Consider the following 18457-nt stretch of genomic DNA (forward strand, 5'->3'; position numbering starts at 1 on the left):
GTGCGGAGCGGCCCTTCGCGCGTTCGACCCGCATCGGCCCGCTGGCGCCGTCACAGCCGAGTTGCTGCGGCAGGAGAGAGTGCTCCGCGGATACGTGCGCGGCTGTCTGCGGTGGCCGATGTCCCCGGGGCCTTGGCGAGTTCGGCGTCGAGCTCGTGCAGGCGGTCGCCGACGCGGGTGGAGGTGATGCTGCCCATCAGGTGGAGTGCCGTGGTGGTGGCGAGTTCCGTGGCTTCGGGCTGGTCGGCGCGGAGGTGGGCGCGGGCGAGGGCGATCTGGTCGAAGGCTCGGCTGCGTACGCGTTCGGCGGGCCGGTCGGAGGTGCCGTGCTCGATCAGGGTGATGGAGTGGCTCGCTCGGGCGGGGTCGTGTTCGGCGGCGATGAACTCGCACACCCCGGCGGTGACGCGGAATTCGGCGAGGTCGAACCAGGCGGCCCAGCTGGGTGTGGTTTCGGAGGTGTCCTGGGTGAGGGCCTGTTCGGCGGCTCCGTTGGCGCGGGTCATCTCGTCGGTGTGGCCGAGGACTGCGTGGGAGCGTGCTTCGAGGGAGCAGAGCAGGGCGCGTAGTCGGCCGGAGCGGAGTTTGCGGGTGCCGTACTGGGCGGCCTGGACGAGGTCGAGGGCGTCTTCGGGGTGTCCGAGGTGGTTGGCCTGCCGGGCGAGGCAGTTCATGAGGTGCCCGCCGATCCCGGCGCCGTGGGGTCCGGCCTGCTTGGCGGCCTGGAGGCCGAGGAGGAGGTAGTGCTGGCCCATGGAGTGGGCGCCGGCGTCGTGGGTCATCCAGCCGGCGACGGAGGCGAGTTCCGCGACGGCGACGAACAGGGCCCGCCCGGTTTCCTCGGTGTAGGCGCCGGTGCGGGCCAGGTGGGTGACGTGCTGGAGCTGGCCGACGACCGCGAGGCGGGACAGGCCGCCGCCGTGCGCGTTGTCCAGCTCTCGGAACGCTTCGGTCGTCGCCTCGATCCGTGCCACGTCCGACAGCCCGAGGCGGGGGGAGGGGCGGTCGGGTGCGGGCAGGGGGTCGAGGTCGTGGAGGTGCAGCCAGGGCTGGACGGCGTCGACGAGCGGTGATCCGGACAGCGGGAGCGCGGGGGACGGTGTGTGATCGTCGGTCACGGCGTCGCTCCGGGTGGTGTCGAGTATGGCGGCCACGACCGCGCGCGCGGACCACGCGTCCCCTTTCCAGCGTGGTCCGGTGCCGGTCAGGCCCAGGTCGGCCGGGGTGAGAGCGCGGCCGTGGCACAGGCCGCTCAGCGCCTCGGCGAGGAACGCGGGGACGGGGTGGCGGGGCCGCTCGCCCTTGTTGATCCACCGGGAGACGCGGGAGCTGTCGGTCTGGATGTCCTGGCGTCCGTGCCGGGCCGCGACGCGGCCCACTTCGGTGGCGACCTGGCTGTAGCTGGCGCCCGAGGTGCGCACCCAGTGAGCGAGTGCTTCGTTGGGCCGACCTGCCGACTGCGCCACCGTGTCCACCTGGTCCGAGTGAGGGAGTTGCTGCGGGCTTGGCCAAGAAGGTGCCCGTCCAGGCTACGCCGCACGGTGTGAACTCGGCCCGGTCCGGGCTGTGTTCGCAGCGATTCGCAAGTTGTCGCCGCATTGCCGCATCGGTGAAGTGCAGGCAAGCGCAGTTGCTTCGCCGTGGAGACGCAGCGGGTGCGGCGGGTCAACTGGTCCCAGCCCGGCAGTACGGCGCCGGGCTCGACGGGAGCGGCGGCCAGTACGTCACGCCGGTCCCGGGAGACCTGTTCCGACAGCCCAGCGTGAAGGAGTTTTGTCATGGAGAGCACCGAGATCCAGAGCACCCAGGTCCTCGCGGTGTCCGAGGTCTTCACCACCCCGGAGGTCGCCGACCTCGGCCCGGTCGTCGAGGTCACCCTCGGCAGCGGCGGGTTCAACAACCCCGACCACACCATGTACTACCAGGGCTGACCGTCCTGCCGGTGCCGTCCGGCACCGACTTCGGGTGAGCGCGCGCCCGGAGCGGCCGGTCCTCACGGGCCGGGCTGTTCCGGGCGCGCGTCGCCTTTTCCGGATCGTCCCACCAGCAGGGAGCCCCCGATATGAGGCACGTCGCAGGAACGATCACCCACACGCCCCCGCGCACCGCCGGGCCGCGCCCGCGTGGCGGCCACGAAATCCACGACGACGGCGCCCTGCAGGCCTGGGCCGTCGGCTACCACCCGGACGAGGTGCGGCGTGCTGTGTCTCGCGACGGTACGGCGGAGGTGATTCTCGTCGGCTCCTGCCTGGCCACGGCCGGGGAGGTGCGGGCTGCTGCTGACGCGGCCGCAGCCGGTTCCTCGCACCGTGCCGGCCACCTGCCCGGCTCCTACCTCGGGATCGTCCGGGCCGGCCGTACGGCATGGATCATGGGGAACCGGGCCGCCACGGTCACGGTGCACTGGACCATCTCCAAGGGCACGGTGACCTGGTCGACGTCCGCCTGCGCTCTGGCCGCCCTCACCGGGATTGTCCCGGACGTTGTCCGTCTGCTGGCCGAGGTCACGACCTGGGGGGTGGAGCCCGGGGCCGACGGCTGGTTCGAGGGCATCCACCGTGTCCCGCCGGGAAGCGCCCTGGTCTGCGCCCCCGGTCGCCCGCCCGCGGTCCAGCGGCTTCCCGTCCCGGCCGGTCGGTCGTTCGCCGACGCCGCGGACGCCCTGCGGCTCGGACTGCCCGACGCGGTCGGCCGCCGAGCGCTGGCTGGCGGGCCGGTGTCGAGCGACCTGTCCGGCGGCGTCGACTCCAGTGCGATCACCTGCCTGGCCGCCGCCCACACCGACCTCACGGCCATCACCTACATCGACGCGGCGATGGCCGGGCAGGACGACGCCCGGTACGCGGCCGAGATCGCCGCCGACCTCCCGGCCCTCACCCGGCACCTGGTCGACGGCCGCCGCACCGGCAGCCGGCACTTCGACGAGCTCACCGACCCGGGCAGCGTTCCCTTCACCGACGCCCCCGCGCTCAGCGTCGGCATGCTCGGCATCCTCGGGGCGCAGCTCGCCCCCGCCGTCGCCGCCGGCAGCACCGGGCATCTCACCGGCTGGGGCGGCGACAACGTCCTGGACGCACCGCCCTCGCCTGCCGACCGGTTCCGCTCCGGCGCTCGCGCCGCCGCCCTGCGTGACGCCCACCGGTTCGCCCGGGACCGCCGTAGCGCCGCCCGCCCCGTCCTGGCCGCCGTCCTGGCCGCCGGGCGCGGCAGCCATCCCAAGGCGCTGTCCGTTCTCGCCGCCGCCGTCCTCGACCACCCCGCTCCGCGGGTGCTTCCCGACGCCGCGGACGCGGCCCGCTGGTGCGGAAAACTGGGCGCCGCCCGCTGGCTCACCCCGGGCGGCCGCACCGCTCTGGCCCGGTTCATCGGCGCCCGCGCGCAGCGCGCCGACCCCACAACGGGCCCGGGTGCCCTGCGCGAGCGTCTCGCCCTGGAGGCCACGGGCACCGAGCACGCGAACCTCGACACGCTGAGCCGGGCCCGGTGGGAGCTACCGGTACACGCTCCGTTCCTCGACACCCGGGTCATCGACATCTGCCTCGCCGTCCCCCCTTGGGAGCGACGACACCCGGGCGACTTCAAGCCCCTGGCCCGCGCCGCCCTCACCGGCCTCGTCCACCACCGGGTCCTGGCCCGCCGTACGAAGACGCCGTTCACCGGCGTCTACGACGGCCTGAAGTCCAACGCCCCCGCACTGCGCGCACTGCTGGCCCGATCGGTGCTGGCCGAGTCGGGCCTCATCGACCTGACCGCCGTGCTCGCCTCCCTGGACCGGACGGTCAACGGCTCCCCGGCCGATCTCGGGAGCCTGCACACGCTGATCGCCGTCGAGCTCTGGCTCGCGAACCGCCCCGTACACCTCGACACCTGGTGGGAGCCGGCCACGTCGCGGGAGGCCCTGCGATGACCGGCCCCCGTCTCCATGCCGCCCGCGGCCCCGCCGGCGCGGCCGTTCTCGACCTCGCGACCGGCCGGTGGACGATCCTCGACCCGATCGCCGCCGGGCTCCTCGACTGGCCCACCGCCCCTGCCCAGCGGGCCACACTGATTGAGGAAGCCACCGCCCGCTGGGCCACGACCGGCGCCGACCCCGGCCTGGTCCGCGCCGGTCTCACCGCCGCAGCCGCCGACCTCGACCGCCTCCGTGCCGGGCAGCCCGTCCACCACACCCCGCCCGGCCCGCCCCCGGCAGTCCGCTTCACCCCGGACGCCCGCCCGGCCCCGCACGTCCGGGTGGCCGCCGTCGCCGCTCTCGCCGCAGCCCTGCTGCTCCTGCGGTTCCTGCCCATCCGTCACGTCATCGCCGTCGCCCGCGCCGCACCCCGCCTGCCCGGGCGCCCGGCACGCGTCCGCGACGCCGAGGCGACGGTCGCCGCCGTCCGTGCCGCCGGACGATGGTGGCCCGGCCGTGTCGCCTGCCTGGAGGAGTCCCTGGCCGCCCACCTGACCGGCGCCCTCACCGGCCGCCGCGTCCACTGGGTCCTGGGAGCCCGGTTCGCCCCCCATGGCGCGCACGCCTGGACCGAGACCGAGCACCACGTGGTCGGGCAGGACGAGAACGACCGCCTCTGGCCCTACCTGCCCGTCCTCACCGTGCCCGGTTCGAACAGGTGATGGACCAGGGGTAGGGGCGTGTCCACCCGTATGGGTGACCCGTTGCGCCCGATGTGACAGACACACAGCCCCGCACCCAGACCGCACCGCACCCCCGCACCCCCTTCAGGGAGCGGTTCGTAAGCCGCCTGCGCCGCAAGCGCCCGGCCCCCGAACCGCTCCCCGCCTGGGCACTGGGCAGCGAACGCCACGAGGACCGCACCGACGGCCTGATCACGATGGCCCGCACCCTGCCCCGCCTCGCCCGGATCGCCCTGTCGCTGGCCTGGAAAGCAGACCGGACCGCACTCCTCGTCCTGCTCGCACTCCAGCTCGCCACCGGCGCGCTCACCGCCGCGGGCCTTCACCTCACCCGGACCGCGCTCGCCGCCGCGCTCACCGCCGGAACGTCGCTGGAGCGTCTCGACCGCGCGGAACTCGCCCTGCTGGCCCTGGCCGCCGTCGCCGCCGCCCGGGCATGGGCCGCCGCCACAATCCACGCGACGACCGCCCGCCTCGGCCCCCGCATCAACGGACAAGCCGAACTCGCCTACCTCGACGCAGCCACCCGCGTCCCCCTCGCCTCCTACGACGACACCGCCTGGTGCGACCACGGAGAAGCAGCCAACCGCGCAGCCAAGGACGCCCACCAGGTCCTCGAATCCCTCGTCGCGTTCACCGGATCGGCCCTCGGCATCGCCGCCGCCGGAGGCGTTCTGGCCACCCTCGACCCGCTGCTGCTGCCCCTGCTGCTCCTCGCCGTCCTGCCCCGGGCCTGGGCCGCCGCCCGCGCCGCCCAGGCCGCCCACCGCGCCGACCGGCACGCCGTCGGCGACCGCCGCACCCGCCACATCCTGATGTACCTCGCCGCCGGACGCTCCACCGCCCTCGACGTCCGCGCCGGCACCATGCGCCCCTGGCTCCTCGACCAGTACCGGGCCGTCAGCCGCCGCCTTGAGGACCACACAGCCCGCGTCGGCGCGGACACCGCCCGCCATCAGCTCCTCGGCTCCACCCTCGCCGGAGCCGCGAACTGTGCCGTCTACGCCGCGCTGTTGCTGCTCACCGCCCACGGCCGCATCCCCACCGCCGACGCCGTCACCGCCTTCGTCGCCGTCCAGACCAGCCAAGCCCTCCTGACCGGTCTCGCCACCGGCCTCACCACCACCTACCGCATGGGCCTCTACCTGAAGGACTGGGACACCTTCCTCACCGACGCCCAGACCCGCACCACCCTCCCGGCCGCCCCGAAAACGGTTCCCGCGAACCCCTCGGTCATCCGCGCCGACCACGTCACCTTCACCCACCAGGGCAGCACCACCCCCGCCCTCACCGACATCTCCCTCACCGTCCGGCGAGGAGAGATCCTCGCGATCGTCGGCCACAACGGCGCGGGCAAGTCCACCCTGGCCAAACTCCTCGCCGGGCTCTACACCCCCACCAGCGGCACCATCACCTGGGACACCACCGACCTCACCACCGTCGACCCCGACGAACTCTTCTCCCGCCTCGCGATGCTGCCCCAGGACATCGCCCGCTGGCAGGCCACCCTCCGGGAAAACATCACCCTCGGCCAAGGCGACCAGAGCGACGAAGCCGTCCGGGCCGCCGCGCAGGCCGGCGGAGCCACCGACGTCATCAACACCCTCCCCGACGGACTCGACACCCACATCCGCCCCTCACAGTCCGGCGGCCGGGACCTCTCCGGCGGCCAATGGCTGCGCATCGCCGCCGCCCGCGCCTTCGCCCGCACCCACGCACCCCTGCTGATCTGCGACGAACCCACCAGCGCCCTCGACCCCCGCGCAGAGCAAGCCGCCTACGACCGCATCCGCGAACTCGCCACCGACCGAACCGTCATCCTCATCACCCACCGCCTCGGCAGCACCCAGCACGCCGACCGCATCATCGTCCTCGACCACGGCCACATCCTCGAAAACGGCACCCACACCGAACTCATGGCCGCAGAAGGCGAGTACGCAGCCATGTGGACCACCCAGGCCCGCGCCTACACCCCCGCTCCTGTCCAGACCTGATTGCTCTTGCCGCGCTGCCCGGCATCGGCGAGGTCCGTGCCACCCAGCTGCCGGACGACCATCAACCTCGCCCACTGGACTCCCTACAACAAGGTACGAATCGAGCGGTGGGCCCAGACCAGACAGGTCAGGCTGGTTTCCTGACCGCCGCTGTACTGCCCACCCCGGCGGCAGCCAACAGATCGGCGCACGCGGACGGTCCGGACGAACGCTTCTCGGGCGAGCACCGTCCGGACAGCGACGGCCATGAGGGCGCTGGCTTGCACCGCCCGGAACCGAGGTTTCGGAGCGGCGAGACGAGCAGCATTCCTATGCTGGGTTGATGGCCAGCTCATGGACTCGCATCCACCAAGAACTCAGTCTCCCGCCAGGCCCGTTGACGTTCGGGATGATCGAGCGAGCCGCGAAAGAGATCGACGGAGAGCGAGATGATCTCGACTGGAAGCGCATCCTTCCGAAGAGGCCTGAAGCTGGTCTCTGGTCGGAATTCGCCAAGGACGTCGCTGCTATGGCCAACGCCCGCGGCGGCCTCCTCGTCTACGGCGTTCGCAACGACCGAGTCATCGAGGGGGTGCATCCCCAGGATGCACCTACAGAGCACCTGTACAAGTGGTTGCGGGCCCACACCCAGCCGTTCGTCGGCGGGGTTGACATCTTCCCCCTGCAGTGTCCAGATACGACAAAATCAGTGCTTGTCGTTGATGTCCCGGCCAGCGCAATGGCCCCGCACTTCGTGCTGGGAACCTCGTCTCGCGACAAGGAACAGCAGGCGTTCGCCGTGCCTGCCCGCTTCACCGATCACACCACCTGGCTCTCGGAACACGAGGTAGAACGCGCCTACCGAGACCGCTTCGCACGCCAGGAAGACGCCGGCAAGGCGTTGGAGCGGCACGTGATCGAAACGAGCGAGACAGTTCTCGGCGAAGGAGACCACACCGCGGCATGGCTGATCGTGGTGTCCCGCCCCTCCCGCCCGCTTCCGCTGCTGGTACCCGACCCACAGCGCCACGAAGCATCCGCAGTGATGAACGCAGCGCTGTCCACGGCGGCCAGAATCCGGGGCGACTTCGGGGGACCCAGCCCCATGCGCGATGCGTTGACGGGCGGTCCGCGCGTCGGGCTGCGGCGTTGGGTCGACGGGAACTTCCTCACCCCCGCAGGAGGACCACACCTGGGGCGCCTAGCCATGGTGGAACTCCACCATGACGGCACCGTCGTGTACGCCGTAGACGTCTCACGCCTCGTACATAGGCAGAAGGTAGATGTCGGCCCGAAGGTCCCCGTCGAGGTACAGGTCGTACAGAACGGAGTTTGTGACGCCATCGCCCTGATCCACGAAATGGCGCGTGCTCAGCATCTGAGCTCATCGTCCGACCTCGTATGCACCATCGTCTGTGACAACGACCCGCACAAAGTGGGAACCGCTGGCAGATTCCGCGGATTCGTTGCGGTGCTAGAGCAGCATCGAGGATTCCTTGACGTCCCCAAGGACTGCCGGTGCCCCGTCACAATCCGACAGGTCCCGTACGAGCTGGCCCCTCTCGCCGGCATTGCAGATCTACAAGCTGCTGCGCAATCCCTTGCATCTGGTCTTATCAACCAGTTCGGGATTGAGACCCATTTGACCTGACCTGCAGCAGCGTGAAGACCCGCCGCGCTGTTCCCGCTACGGCATGGACGATGTGGTGGTGCGCACCGTTGATGTCGGGTGGCCGCTCCGCTGAGTGGAGTCCCCCACAGCCGCCCAGCAGATCAGGAGCTCCCGACGTGACGCGCGCGCATCGCCCAGATCCCTGCACCCCGCACGACGTTGCCGGGCGTGGACCTGGAACGCGTCACATTCGAACAGGCCAAGGGCTGGCGCTGCCCCCTGTGCAACCACACCCTCACCGCCGAAACCGGGCTCCTGACCGAACCGCCGAACTGTGGGCCTGCGCCCCCGATGCCGGTAGCTTCACACCTGGAGCACTCACGGCCCGTGACCGGCCCCTGGCACCCTCCCCCCGTAGGGAGCCAGGGGCCTTCCCCGTGACCGGGCACGCAGCCCTCCGGTCACGCCGGGCGGCCGATGGTCGGCGCTCGGTCTCAGCCTCAGCAGCGCGCGGCTGGTCGGCGAGCTCGGGGGCGGTTGAGCGGACTATCCGGTGGTGCGGCGGTCGGGCTGGTGGGTGTTGGTGGCGGGTTCTCCGGTGATGACGCGGAGGCTCGGCTCGTGCATGGGCTGCCAGCCCATGATCCGGACCCACGCGGGCCGAGGCCGCCACCCGTCGAGGAACATCGGCCGCACGGTGCCGTAGGCGTGGCGGCGCAGGTCCGACTCCTGATTCCAAAGGTCCCGGACCTGGGGGTCCTCGCAGACGCGGTCGACGATGGCCCGTAGCGCGGCGCTGCCGAGCGCTGCTTGGCGGAGCTGGGCGAGCAGGGGCGGCGCCCAGTGCTCTTCCCATTGCGCGCACTGGTCGCGGCCCGGCCCCGGGAGCAGGAGGTCGACCATGACGTTCGCTCCAGGCCGGGCGGTCCAGGGGCACGCGCGCTCCGCGCGCCGGTTGTAGGCGAGGATCGAGAAGTCCGGGGCTTCGAGCAGGGCGGGGAAGGGCCACCTGTTGATGTGGTCGCGCAAGTCCTCGGGAACGTCGGGGGCGACGGGGGAGAGCAGCGGGGGCACGGGGCGGCCGGCCCATCGGTAGAGGGCGAGCTGTTCGTCGGGGTGCAGCGTGAGGATCCGGGAGATTCCTGCGATGACATCGCTGCTCGGCAGGCGCCCACCGTTTTCGATGCGCCGGTAGTAGCGCTCGGTGATGTTGAGCTGATCGGCCATCACGGTCTGTGTGACCGGTCCGTCGCCGTCGGCCGGGTCCGCGTCGGGCAGGTCGGTGAGCCGACGGCGGGTCCGCCACCGTCTGAGGAGGGCGCGCACGTCGGGAGCGTCGTCGGGCATGCGCACCACCTTCATCGTCGCTTTGTGGACACGGTACCTATTTCCGGCATTCGCGACCGGGCCTGACCTGGCCCGGGGCCAGGCCTGGCCCTTCCGCCCATAGCGCTGCGGGCGGACTCTGGATTCTGGCCGACAGACTTGTCGGTCGCCGACCGAGAGGGAGGATCCAGCGTCATGACGTGCCTGCTACTGCCGCCGCATCCCGCGTCCGTGCGCGCCGCACGGCGGTGGGCGGCTCCACTGCTGCCCGCCGACGTCCGCGATGGCGTCGTGCTCGTCGTCTCCGAGCTGGTGACGAACGCCGTCGCCGCCGACGAGGCGATCGCCGCGACGGACGACATTGAGGTGGAGCTCGTCGTCGATCCGCCGCACGGGCACGTCGTCCTAGCCGTCACCGACGCCAGCGACCGCCCGCTGCCCCCGAGCCCCGCCCGGGTCTCTGGGGACGAGGACGGCGGCCGCGGTCTGCTCCTGCTGGACGTCCTGGCTGACGATCACGGATGGTCCCCGCGCCCGTGCGGCGGGAAATGCGTGTGGGCCCGGTTCAGGTGCGCTCCCGCGCAGCAGCGCCTTGCCATGCCGCCGGTCCGGGTGGAGTGCGCCGATGCTGCCTGACGTCGGTGGACCCCTCGGGGGCGTGCTGCCGGGCCCCCGGGTAGCGTCGGAGGCGACCGAGGGAGGCGTCACGATGCAGGAGCGCGGAGAGCGGGCCGAGCGCCGCGAGCAGACCGCCCAGCGCATCGTCGAGGCCGCCGGGGCTGTGATCGACCGCAAGGGGTACGCGGCGGCGAGCATCCCGGAGATCCAGGACGTCGCCGGCGTCAGCCGCGGCGGCTTTTACCACCACTTCGCCTCGAAAGAGCAGCTGGGTGACGCGGTTCTCGCCCGCCAGCACGCGTTTTTCGAGCGGGTCTCCGAACAGGCGGCAGCGGGGCCGGCCCCGGCCGTGTGGCTCCAGGCCCTGATCGACATCAGCCACCACTACACCGCGAGCATCCTCCAGGACCCGGTCCTGCGGGCCGCCGTACGACTGTCGATCGAGCCGGGCCCGTACCAGACCGCGAAGAGCTACGCCGGGTCGCTCACGGCTGTCATCGCCGTCCTCGAATCCGCCCGTACCGCCGGCGAGCTCCAGGACCACGTCGACCCCGCCGAAGCCGCCCGCACCCTGGTCGGCTGCTACAGCGGCGTACAGATGCTCGCGCTCGCCATGGAAGAGCGCGACACCCTGCACCGGCAGGTCAGCGCCATGTGGGCCCTGGTCACGCCCGGCCTCGCCCGCCCCACCGTCCTCACCCGGCTGCGCCTGGACCCGCCCCCCGCAGGTACAGCCCCGCCGCGGTGAATCCCGGCCCATAGGCCACCAGCGTGCCGGGCCCCGCGGCCGCGCCGCCGTCCAGGGTCCGAGCCAGCACGTCCAGCACCCCCACCCCGCCGAGGTTCCCGCCCGTGAGGCTCGCCCGTGCGTGCTCTCCGGCGGTCTCCGGGTCGAGGCCGAGCCCGGTCAAGGTCCCGGCGATGATCCCGGGCCCGCCCGGGTGAACCGCCGCCCACCGGACGGGCCGCCCGTCCAGCCACCCCGTCAGGTACGGCAGCACCCGCCCGGGCGCTGTCGTCGCCGCCCGGCTCGAATCGAAGGACACGCCTTCCTCATGCACGACACCCCAGTACGCGTCCCCGCTGTCCGGCAGGACCAGCTCCCACACGTCGTCGACCACCAGGTCGCCCGCGCCGACCGTTTCGACGGCGGAGAGCACCACCGCCCCGGCCGCGTCCCCGAAAAGCCCGCCGTACAGGACGCTCTGCATGCTGGGCGGCCCGGATTCCGGGTGGTAGAGCGTGGAGAGGTCCTCGGCCGCGACCACCAGGGCCCGCTTCCCGGGGCGGCCGCGCAGGGCCCGCACCGCGTGGACCAGGCCGTGCGCGCCGCCGACGCACGCCGCGGTCGCGAGCCCGATCCGCTCGACGTCCGGCCGCAGCCCCAGCTCGCCGACCAGGGCCACGTCCAGCCCGGGAATCGTCCACGACGTGGTGTGCGTGGTGACCAGCACATCCACCTCCCACGGGCTGAGGTCCGCCCGTATCAGTGCGTCCCGCGCCGCGCTCACCGCCCGGTCGCGCGCCGCCTCATACGCGGCCCGTGACCGCACCCCCACCCCCGCCCGCTCCGCAGTTTCCTCCAGCGGAGCCGACCACGGCCGCCACTCCACCCCCGCACTCCGCAGCATCCGCACCCACACCGGAAGCTTCGGATGGTCGTGCCGCCGCTCCAGGTCGGCCACCAGATCGTCCGTACTCACCCGGTGGTCCGCCCGGACCACCACCGGGCGGCCGATCACCACGTTGCCGGTCACCGCGTCCATACCCATTCCGCCCATCCGCCGTCTCGTCTCCGTTCACGGTACGCACCACGAGGAGCCCCACGATGAACCGTCGCCGACCGCACCCGAGCCTGCTGCCCGCCCTCCCCGCACCCACCGAGCGAGCGGCCGTACGCCGCCCCTTCGACCTCCGCGTCCACGCCCAGCGCATCCAGATCGACGAACTCATCGTCACCGACCCCCGGGCCGTTCTCGCCCACGCCCGCACCGCCGCCCACGCCGACCCCGATACCGCCGCGCTCGTCGGCTACAGCGCCACCACCCCGCTCACCCTCCCGGCCGCCGCCGCCCTGCTGTGCTCCCTCCACACCCCGGACGAACTCGCGGACATGGGCCTGTGCATGGTCCGCCACGTCACCCGCACCACAGCGGCCACCCAGCACCGCGACCCCGTCGTCCTGGAACTCGTCGACGCCCCGGAAGACGCCGGCCGATGACCACCCGCCTCGCGCACCGGCTGCGCCTGCTCGCCCTGCGGACCCTGCGCCGCACCGCCCTCATCGGCCAGCAGCCCCACCGCCGCCTGGTCCCGCACCGGCAACGGACCAACTGCGCCCGGCCCTGCGGGCAACGGCTGTTCTCCGTCGTGCCCGATCCCCGGACACCGGAGGACCGGTGAGCGCCTGGAACGCTGTGCGGCGCAGCCGAGGAGGCCGCCGCCGCACAGCGGCCGCTCGTGCAGGTTCGAGGCGATCGTGCACGGCCGAGTGCTCCACCGTTCAGTCCCTGCGTTCAGACCCTCTACAAAAGGGCAGGTCAGGGACCCTGCTGCCCCTTGTGCAGGGACTGAAGGGACTCAAGTTGAGGGTTATAGCGTGACTACGGGCGCGCGGGTACGCATACGCATGGATCTTGTATTCCTCATCCCCCTGCTGACTGATAATGCGGAACTTGAGTCCCTTCAGTCCCTGCATAAGGGGGTGAGTGCGCCCTGACCTGCAATAACGCGCAGGGTCTGAGCGCAGGGACTGAACGGTGGAGCCCCTGTCTGAGCCCCTGCCGCAGACTGGCAGGCCGGATCTGGTGCCGTGATGGCCTTCCAACCCAGCCGCGATGGGTGAAGGGACTGAAGGGACTGAGAAGCCAGATGGCGACGCGCGGGGGAGTTGCCCCACTGAATCAGAGGGCCGAGCCCTACACTCATTCCGAAAGCCAGTCCCTTCAGTCCCTACTGCAGGTAGGGGAAGCCCCTGACCAGCGACTTTCCAGCCAGGGGGCGAAGGGGCCGAAGGTCTGCAACCTGATGAACGAGGACAACTACGTGCGGCGCCGCGACGAGACGCCTCTCTCGGACCCTCCCCGCGGGGCCGCGACTCCGCTTGCGCTCGCACGCTGGTGCGCAGGAAACGGATGGCCAGTGCACCCGCTGGCCCCCGGGAGGAAGACGCCTCAAGCGAACTGCCCTGCGTGCAAGGCCCAGCACCACGACCCCCGGACATGCCCCTGCCCCCGGGCCGGACGCCCGTGCCACGGCTTCCACGCCGGCACCACCGACCCTCGGAGCATCGACAACTGGTGGACCGCCAGCCCCAACTCAGGCGTGGGCGTCGCCTGCGGACCTGCCAACCTCATCGTGATCGACGTCGACGCCCACAGCGCCACGGTCCCCGACCGAAGCCGTCTTCTCCCGGGAATCCCGATCCACGACTCCGTCGACCTCGACGGTCTGGCCTCCGGCTTCGACACCCTGGCACTCCTGGCCGCCTACCGGCAGCAAGCCGACCCGGCTCAGGACACCACTACCCTGCGGGTACGCACCCCCTCCGGCGGCCTCCATATCTGGTACCGGCTTCCCGACCCGGCGGTCCGGTACCGGTCCTCCGCCGGCTCCAGCCCGAAGGTCGCGCTCGCCTGGCAAGTCGACGTACGGGCTGAAGGCGGCTACATCGTGGCGCCAAGCACCCGGACTCGGCAGGGAACGTACGAGCCCCTGGGAGACACCCGGCAGCCAGCTCCACTTCCCGAGTGGCTCGCAAATGAACTCTCCCGCACCGGACACGTCGTAGTACCTCAGCAGCCCCGACCGGTCGCCGTCCCGCCTGCCCGCGGACCTCGGAGGCCACAGGCTGCACACCGGCTCCTCGACCCACTTCTCGACGAGGTCGCCCGATGCGGGACCGTCCCGGAAGGCGCAGCCTTCACCGAGAAGCTCAACCGGGCCGCCTTCACGGCCGGCGGACTCGCCGCTGCCGGACATCTGGACGAATCCGCCATCCGAGAGCTGCTGATCGCCACCGCGCACGCTGCACGGCCCCAGCAGACCTCCCAGAACGAGAAGATCATTCACGACGGTCTCGCAGCAGGGGCCGCCCGACCGCTCCACCTCAAAGGACGCTCATGAGCAGCAGCGCCGAAGGACCGCGCTTTGACGCAACTGCCGCCGCTCAGCAGATGCTCGCCCTCGAAAACGCCACTGACCCCCTCCCCGCGCCGACACGGCCCTTTCCTGCCCAGACGGCCCCCGCCCCAGCAGCGTGGCCCCCACCCGGTCAGATGCCAGGGACGCTCACGGACCGGGGGAACGCCAAGCTGTTCGTCCGCCTCTACCGCGACCAGTTCCGCCATGTAGAAGGACTGGGCTGGTACTCCTGGGACGGCTACCGATGGAAGCGCACCGGGGGCGAGAAAGCGGCCCTGTGGGCGGCGGGCGACATGGCCGAGGAGATTCCCGACACCGACCCCAGCGGACGGTTCAGCGACCGAAAGCTTGAGGAACACAAGAAGCGCACCGCGTCGACCACCGGGCTGAAGGCGCTTCTCACCCAGGCCAAAGCGTCTCCCGACCTTTCGGTGGACCCCGACGCGCTCGACGGAGACCCCTACGCCCTGTGCACACCCGACGGCGTCGTCGACCTCCGCAGCGGCCGTATCCGGAAGCCCGACCCCACCCAGGACCTCCACTCCCGGGCCACCAGCGTCGCCCCCCAGGACATGCCCACCCCCCGATGGCACCGCTTCCTGGCCGACACCTTCGGCGACGATGCCGAAGGCCGGGAAATGATCGATTTCCTGCACTTGCTGCTCGGCTACTCGATCACCGGCGACGTCGGGGCCCAGGTGCTCCCCTTCCTCCACGGGCAGGGCAAGAACGGCAAGTCCGTCCTCCTCGACGTGATGATCCAGATCCTCGGCGACTACGCCGACGCGGCCCCGCCCGGATTCCTCATGGACCGCGGCGCGTTCTCCGAACATCCCACCGAGCTCACCGAACTCCACGGGCGACGCCTGGTCGTCTGCAGCGAGCTCAAGCCGAACGACCGCTTCGACGAAGCACGCGTCCGACTTCTCACTGGAGGAGACAGGATCAAGGCCCGCCGGATGCGGCAGAACCACTTCTCCTTCACCCCGACCCACAAGTTGTGGCTTCTGGGCAATCACCGCCCCGAGGTCTCCACCGGCGGCTTCGCGTTCTGGCGCCGCATCCGCCTGCTGCCCTTCGAGCGGATCGTCCCGGACGAGCGCAAGATCGACAACCTTGCCGTGGAACTCGTCGACGACGAAGGGCCCGGCATCCTGCACTGGCTCACCGAAGGCGCCCGGCGCTACCTCACCACCCGTGACACCCTCGCCGGCCCGGACCGTGTACGCATCGCCACCACCGCCTACGCGAACACCGAGGACCACATCGGCCGCTTCCTGACCGAGCGCTGCATCCACGACCCCGAGAACAACGAACTCCGCGTCGAGCAAGGCCTCCTCTACGCTTCCTACAGCAACTGGTGTGCGAACAGCGAAGGCATCCGTCCCGGCACCGCCCGCGCTTTCGCCACCCGGGTCCGGCAGGAAGTCGGACTCGCCTCACCGGCTGACATGATCAAATCCAATGGCCGCAAGTTCTATCCCAACCTCGGCCTGGTAGTCGAAGAATGAACACCCCACACACCGGTCGGCCCTCGCGGACACCAAGCCCTCTGCCGCCGGGTGCCTGCCCGCTCTACGATGAACAGGCGTACCGCCTCCCGCGGCCCCGGCCCGAACACCAGAACACTCCCATGGGCGCGAGCCCTCAGGGCGGCGAACACAACTGCCCTGCACCAGCCGTGGGAACCGATACATCACGCGTGCACCGGCACACCCGGAGCACGCCGACGAAGGAGAGGGCGCGGCCATGAGCTCGCTACTGACCGACAGCGACCTCGCCCACGAAGAGAACGTGGTGTGGCTGGAGGACCCCGAACACCTCGACTACGTTCGCCAGGCCCTCGACAAGACGCCCCGCCGCAGGAGCAAACCGCGTTACGCCCGCGACGGCCGGATGATCGGCTACATCGAGCTCGGCGTCGACGCCGAAGCCGACCCGGACAGCGGCCTGTACCGGCGCAGGGTGTTCTTCCTCCTGCCCCACGACCGCGACTCCGACCCCGAAGGGGTCTACCGTCAAGGCGCCCCCGGGGAAGCCGTCGACCCCCGAACCATCCAGCCCAACCGCGTTGGCGAGAAGACCCCCCGCTCGCAGCAGGGCAGTCCCTCCGCCATAGTGGCCACCCGCTCCTAGACCATCCCCGGGTCCGTGGGCTCCGTCACGGTCGACTCCGACGAGGACGCCTCCGGGTTCAGCGTCGGAAGCTGATCAGGTGCGGTCGATGATCTGCACGCACGCCGTGCGGCTGGAGCCCTGGTAGCGGGCGCAGAGCTTGCCGTCGCGGAGGGCCCCGGGGGTGAAGCTGGCGATCAGCTGGCCGCGCGAGCGGCGGGCGGTGAGGGTGTAGCGCATTCCGCCGGGCTCGGTGATGTGCACCGTCGCCGTCCGCTTGCCCCGCGGCGGGTTGGTCCAGGCCGTGGTCACCCTGCCCGGATTCTCGCTGCCCGCATCTCCGTCCGTGGAGATGCAGACCTGCGGGCCGGAGAAGTGGTGTGTGCAGGCGGAGGCGGCGGCGTGCGCGGGGACGTCCAGGGTGGTGGCGAGAGCGGCGGCGGTGACGCCCACGGCCAGGACGCGGAGGAATCGGTTCATGCCCGGTCAAACGATCGTCGCCCAGGTGCGGCACGCCGTCGGCCGGTTTGGGCCGCCGCGCGAGCCGCCCATGGTCCGTGCGCAGTGGGAAGTGCCGCGACACCTACCGCTGGTGCGCGACAACAGCGGCGTCCAGGCCGGGGCGGTGGCCGCCGAGTGGAGAAGGGCCGAGTTGCGGCCGTAGGCGGCCGACACCGAGGGCCGACGGGGCAGTCTCGCCAGGTACTTGATCTTGACAGGAGCGTGGTGTCAGTGGTCGCCGCGAGACTGGCGTGATGACTGCTGTGAAGGCTGAGTCCGGACGCGGCGCGTGCTGGCGGGCGGTGGCGGACCCCCGAGTGCTGTGGCCACGCGAGGTGGCCGACTTCCACCCCTGGCTGATCGGCAACCTCGACCGGCTGGCCCCGTACGTGGGCGTGCGGCGGCTGGAGTTCACCGACCGGGAAAATCCGGTCGGGGAGCGGTGGACCCACATCGACCGGCGGGGAGGGGAGCGGCTTGTCGGCGGGATCAGGCCGGATATCACCGCCCGGGACGAGTCGGGGCGGCTCGTGGCCATCGAGGCCCAGTTCGGCCCGGCCGACCACAAGCACCTCGGCCAGCTGGTGACCTACGGCCGTGCCACGGAGGCAGCGGTCATGGTGTGGGTGGTCGCGGACTTGGACCCGGTGTTCAGCTCCGACCACCTGGAGGCGCTCGCGGAGCTCAACGAGGTCTTCGGCGGGCGCCGGAGATTCGCTGTCGTGGCGGTCACCGTGGAGTCCGAGCCGTCGCCGGTGCCTCCCGTTGCTGACACTGCTCTCGTCCCCCGGATCCATGGCATCGACCTGTACAGCCAGACCTGGGCCTCTCCCCGCTGAGCACTAAGCGCCGGACCGGACCCGGCACCGGGTTACCGAGCTGCGCCGCCGCCTGCTTCTGCTGTCGGTCCGGATCCACTGGCATCCGTTCTGGTCCACTCCGGCCGGTGGTCGCCTGTGGCCCGGGTGGAGCTGCGGCGGCGAGCCGGTGGCGCCTGGCGGGCGACGGCGTGAGCCCCAGCTGGACCCGGCGGGCAGAAAGACCGGCGGCCGGGAGCGGCGCCACCGTGCTCGCCGGGCGGCGCGCGGAGAGGGCCGGCGTAAACACTCGGCTCCCTGCGGCCCAGCTGATGCCGAGTGCGGCGCTGCCGGGCCGGACTTCTTGGCGCTTGCCCCGAACTGGCGCTTCCGCAAGCGCTGTTGGCCTACACGATGCATCCGGAAGGCGACATTCAGTGATCAGTTATATGCAGGTTTGTCTTGTGGCTGGGGCTGGCGAACCATGGCGAATGATGCGCCGGGGCCGCTGGTGGCATGTGCCATCTGACCGTGCCCGGCAGACTCGTGGCACCGGGACGCTCCGTCGGCCGCTCGCGCCGTCGAGTCCCGCTGTCCGACGGGCCGTGCTGTTCCGGCGCGTTCCCGTGGAGCACCGAGCCGAGCAGAGGAGTCCGCGCACGTTCGTGCGCGCCGATCATCATGTGGAAGTCCGTCATCGAGAGCGTCGTCTCGCAGTACGTAGTCGCGGTCCTGGC

18 protein-coding genes are annotated in these 18457 nt (G+C 71.4%); 14 read left to right on the plus strand and 4 right to left on the minus strand.

Annotation, left to right across the window (positions count from 1 at the left end):
- Nucleotides 1-50: 50 nt before the first annotated feature.
- Nucleotides 51-1466: a transcriptional regulator gene (locus AC0VY3_RS36450; protein ID WP_475551826.1), complete on the minus strand. Its 1416-nt coding sequence runs from the start codon at nucleotides 1464-1466 to the stop codon at nucleotides 51-53.
- A 312-nt stretch (nucleotides 1467-1778) separates the two neighbouring features.
- On the opposite strand from AC0VY3_RS36450, the gene AC0VY3_RS36455 reads away from it, so the two are divergent.
- The 5 genes from AC0VY3_RS36455 (at nucleotide 1779) to AC0VY3_RS36475 (ending at nucleotide 8259) form a co-directional block, all read left to right on the plus strand.
- Nucleotides 1779-1931 (plus strand): hypothetical protein, encoded by a 153-nt coding sequence (locus AC0VY3_RS36455; RefSeq protein ID WP_381768789.1) that lies wholly within the window; start codon nucleotides 1779-1781, stop codon nucleotides 1929-1931.
- A gap of 131 nt (nucleotides 1932-2062) precedes the next feature.
- The gene (locus AC0VY3_RS36460) at nucleotides 2063-3907 is read left to right on the plus strand and encodes an asparagine synthase-related protein (RefSeq protein WP_475551827.1); all 1845 of its coding nucleotides are present in this window, start codon (nucleotides 2063-2065) and stop codon (nucleotides 3905-3907) included.
- Nucleotides 3904-4614: a lasso peptide biosynthesis B2 protein gene (locus AC0VY3_RS36465; protein WP_475551828.1), complete on the plus strand. Its 711-nt coding sequence runs from the start codon at nucleotides 3904-3906 to the stop codon at nucleotides 4612-4614. Before AC0VY3_RS36460 ends, AC0VY3_RS36465 begins: the two co-directional genes overlap by 4 nt.
- Before the next feature lie 53 nt (nucleotides 4615-4667).
- Complete coding sequence (locus AC0VY3_RS36470; RefSeq protein ID WP_475551829.1) at nucleotides 4668-6629, plus strand: ABC transporter ATP-binding protein; 1962 nt, start codon at nucleotides 4668-4670, stop codon at nucleotides 6627-6629.
- Between the two features lie 322 nt (nucleotides 6630-6951).
- A complete protein-coding gene (locus AC0VY3_RS36475; RefSeq protein WP_475551830.1) occupies nucleotides 6952-8259 on the plus strand; it encodes an AlbA family DNA-binding domain-containing protein in 1308 nt (435 codons plus the stop codon).
- Nucleotides 8260-8766: 507 nt separating this feature from the next.
- Here AC0VY3_RS36475 and AC0VY3_RS36480 read toward each other — a convergent pair.
- The gene (locus AC0VY3_RS36480) at nucleotides 8767-9567 is read right to left on the minus strand and encodes a helix-turn-helix domain-containing protein (RefSeq protein WP_475551831.1); all 801 of its coding nucleotides are present in this window, start codon (nucleotides 9565-9567) and stop codon (nucleotides 8767-8769) included.
- A 174-nt stretch (nucleotides 9568-9741) separates the two neighbouring features.
- On the opposite strand from AC0VY3_RS36480, the gene AC0VY3_RS36485 reads away from it, so the two are divergent.
- Together AC0VY3_RS36485 and AC0VY3_RS36490 are read left to right on the plus strand one after the other, a co-directional pair.
- Nucleotides 9742-10182 carry an ATP-binding protein gene (locus AC0VY3_RS36485; protein ID WP_475551832.1) on the plus strand — a complete coding sequence of 147 codons (441 nt, stop codon included), beginning with the start codon at nucleotides 9742-9744 and terminating at the stop codon, nucleotides 10180-10182.
- Between the two features lie 73 nt (nucleotides 10183-10255).
- The gene (locus tag AC0VY3_RS36490) at nucleotides 10256-10912 is read left to right on the plus strand and encodes a ScbR family autoregulator-binding transcription factor (RefSeq protein WP_475551833.1); all 657 of its coding nucleotides are present in this window, start codon (nucleotides 10256-10258) and stop codon (nucleotides 10910-10912) included.
- Here AC0VY3_RS36490 and AC0VY3_RS36495 read toward each other — a convergent pair.
- Nucleotides 10860-11945 (minus strand): PhlD, encoded by a 1086-nt coding sequence (locus AC0VY3_RS36495; protein WP_475551834.1) that lies wholly within the window; start codon nucleotides 11943-11945, stop codon nucleotides 10860-10862. The genes AC0VY3_RS36490 and AC0VY3_RS36495 overlap by 53 nt on opposite strands.
- A 47-nt stretch (nucleotides 11946-11992) precedes the next feature.
- Between AC0VY3_RS36495 and AC0VY3_RS36500 the strand changes: the two genes are divergently transcribed.
- From AC0VY3_RS36500 to AC0VY3_RS36520, 5 genes are all read left to right on the plus strand, one after another.
- Nucleotides 11993-12385: a hypothetical protein gene (locus AC0VY3_RS36500; RefSeq protein ID WP_475551835.1), complete on the plus strand. Its 393-nt coding sequence runs from the start codon at nucleotides 11993-11995 to the stop codon at nucleotides 12383-12385.
- A complete protein-coding gene (locus AC0VY3_RS36505; RefSeq protein WP_475551836.1) occupies nucleotides 12382-12567 on the plus strand; it encodes a hypothetical protein in 186 nt (61 codons plus the stop codon). The genes AC0VY3_RS36500 and AC0VY3_RS36505 overlap by 4 nt, the downstream gene beginning before the upstream one ends.
- Before the next feature lie 624 nt (nucleotides 12568-13191).
- Nucleotides 13192-14289, plus strand: coding sequence for a bifunctional DNA primase/polymerase (locus tag AC0VY3_RS36510; protein WP_475551837.1), 1098 nt, complete (start codon nucleotides 13192-13194; stop codon nucleotides 14287-14289).
- Nucleotides 14286-15818 carry a DNA primase family protein gene (locus AC0VY3_RS36515; protein WP_381768765.1) on the plus strand — a complete coding sequence of 511 codons (1533 nt, stop codon included), beginning with the start codon at nucleotides 14286-14288 and terminating at the stop codon, nucleotides 15816-15818. Before AC0VY3_RS36510 ends, AC0VY3_RS36515 begins: the two co-directional genes overlap by 4 nt.
- 238 nt (nucleotides 15819-16056) lie before the next feature.
- Nucleotides 16057-16443 (plus strand): DUF6009 family protein, encoded by a 387-nt coding sequence (locus tag AC0VY3_RS36520; protein WP_475551838.1) that lies wholly within the window; start codon nucleotides 16057-16059, stop codon nucleotides 16441-16443.
- A 75-nt stretch (nucleotides 16444-16518) separates the two neighbouring features.
- Here the strand turns inward: AC0VY3_RS36520 and AC0VY3_RS36525 are convergent, their stop codons facing one another.
- A complete protein-coding gene (locus tag AC0VY3_RS36525; RefSeq protein ID WP_475551839.1) occupies nucleotides 16519-16902 on the minus strand; it encodes a hypothetical protein in 384 nt (127 codons plus the stop codon).
- Between AC0VY3_RS36525 and AC0VY3_RS36530 the strand changes: the two genes are divergently transcribed.
- Nucleotides 16901-17086, plus strand: coding sequence for a hypothetical protein (locus AC0VY3_RS36530; protein ID WP_475551840.1), 186 nt, complete (start codon nucleotides 16901-16903; stop codon nucleotides 17084-17086). The genes AC0VY3_RS36525 and AC0VY3_RS36530 overlap by 2 nt on opposite strands.
- A gap of 91 nt (nucleotides 17087-17177) precedes the next feature.
- Nucleotides 17178-17762, plus strand: coding sequence for a hypothetical protein (locus AC0VY3_RS36535; protein ID WP_475551841.1), 585 nt, complete (start codon nucleotides 17178-17180; stop codon nucleotides 17760-17762).
- Nucleotides 17763-18457 lie beyond the last annotated feature (695 nt).

It is taken from the genome of Streptomyces sp. iso_384, assembly GCF_056172905.1.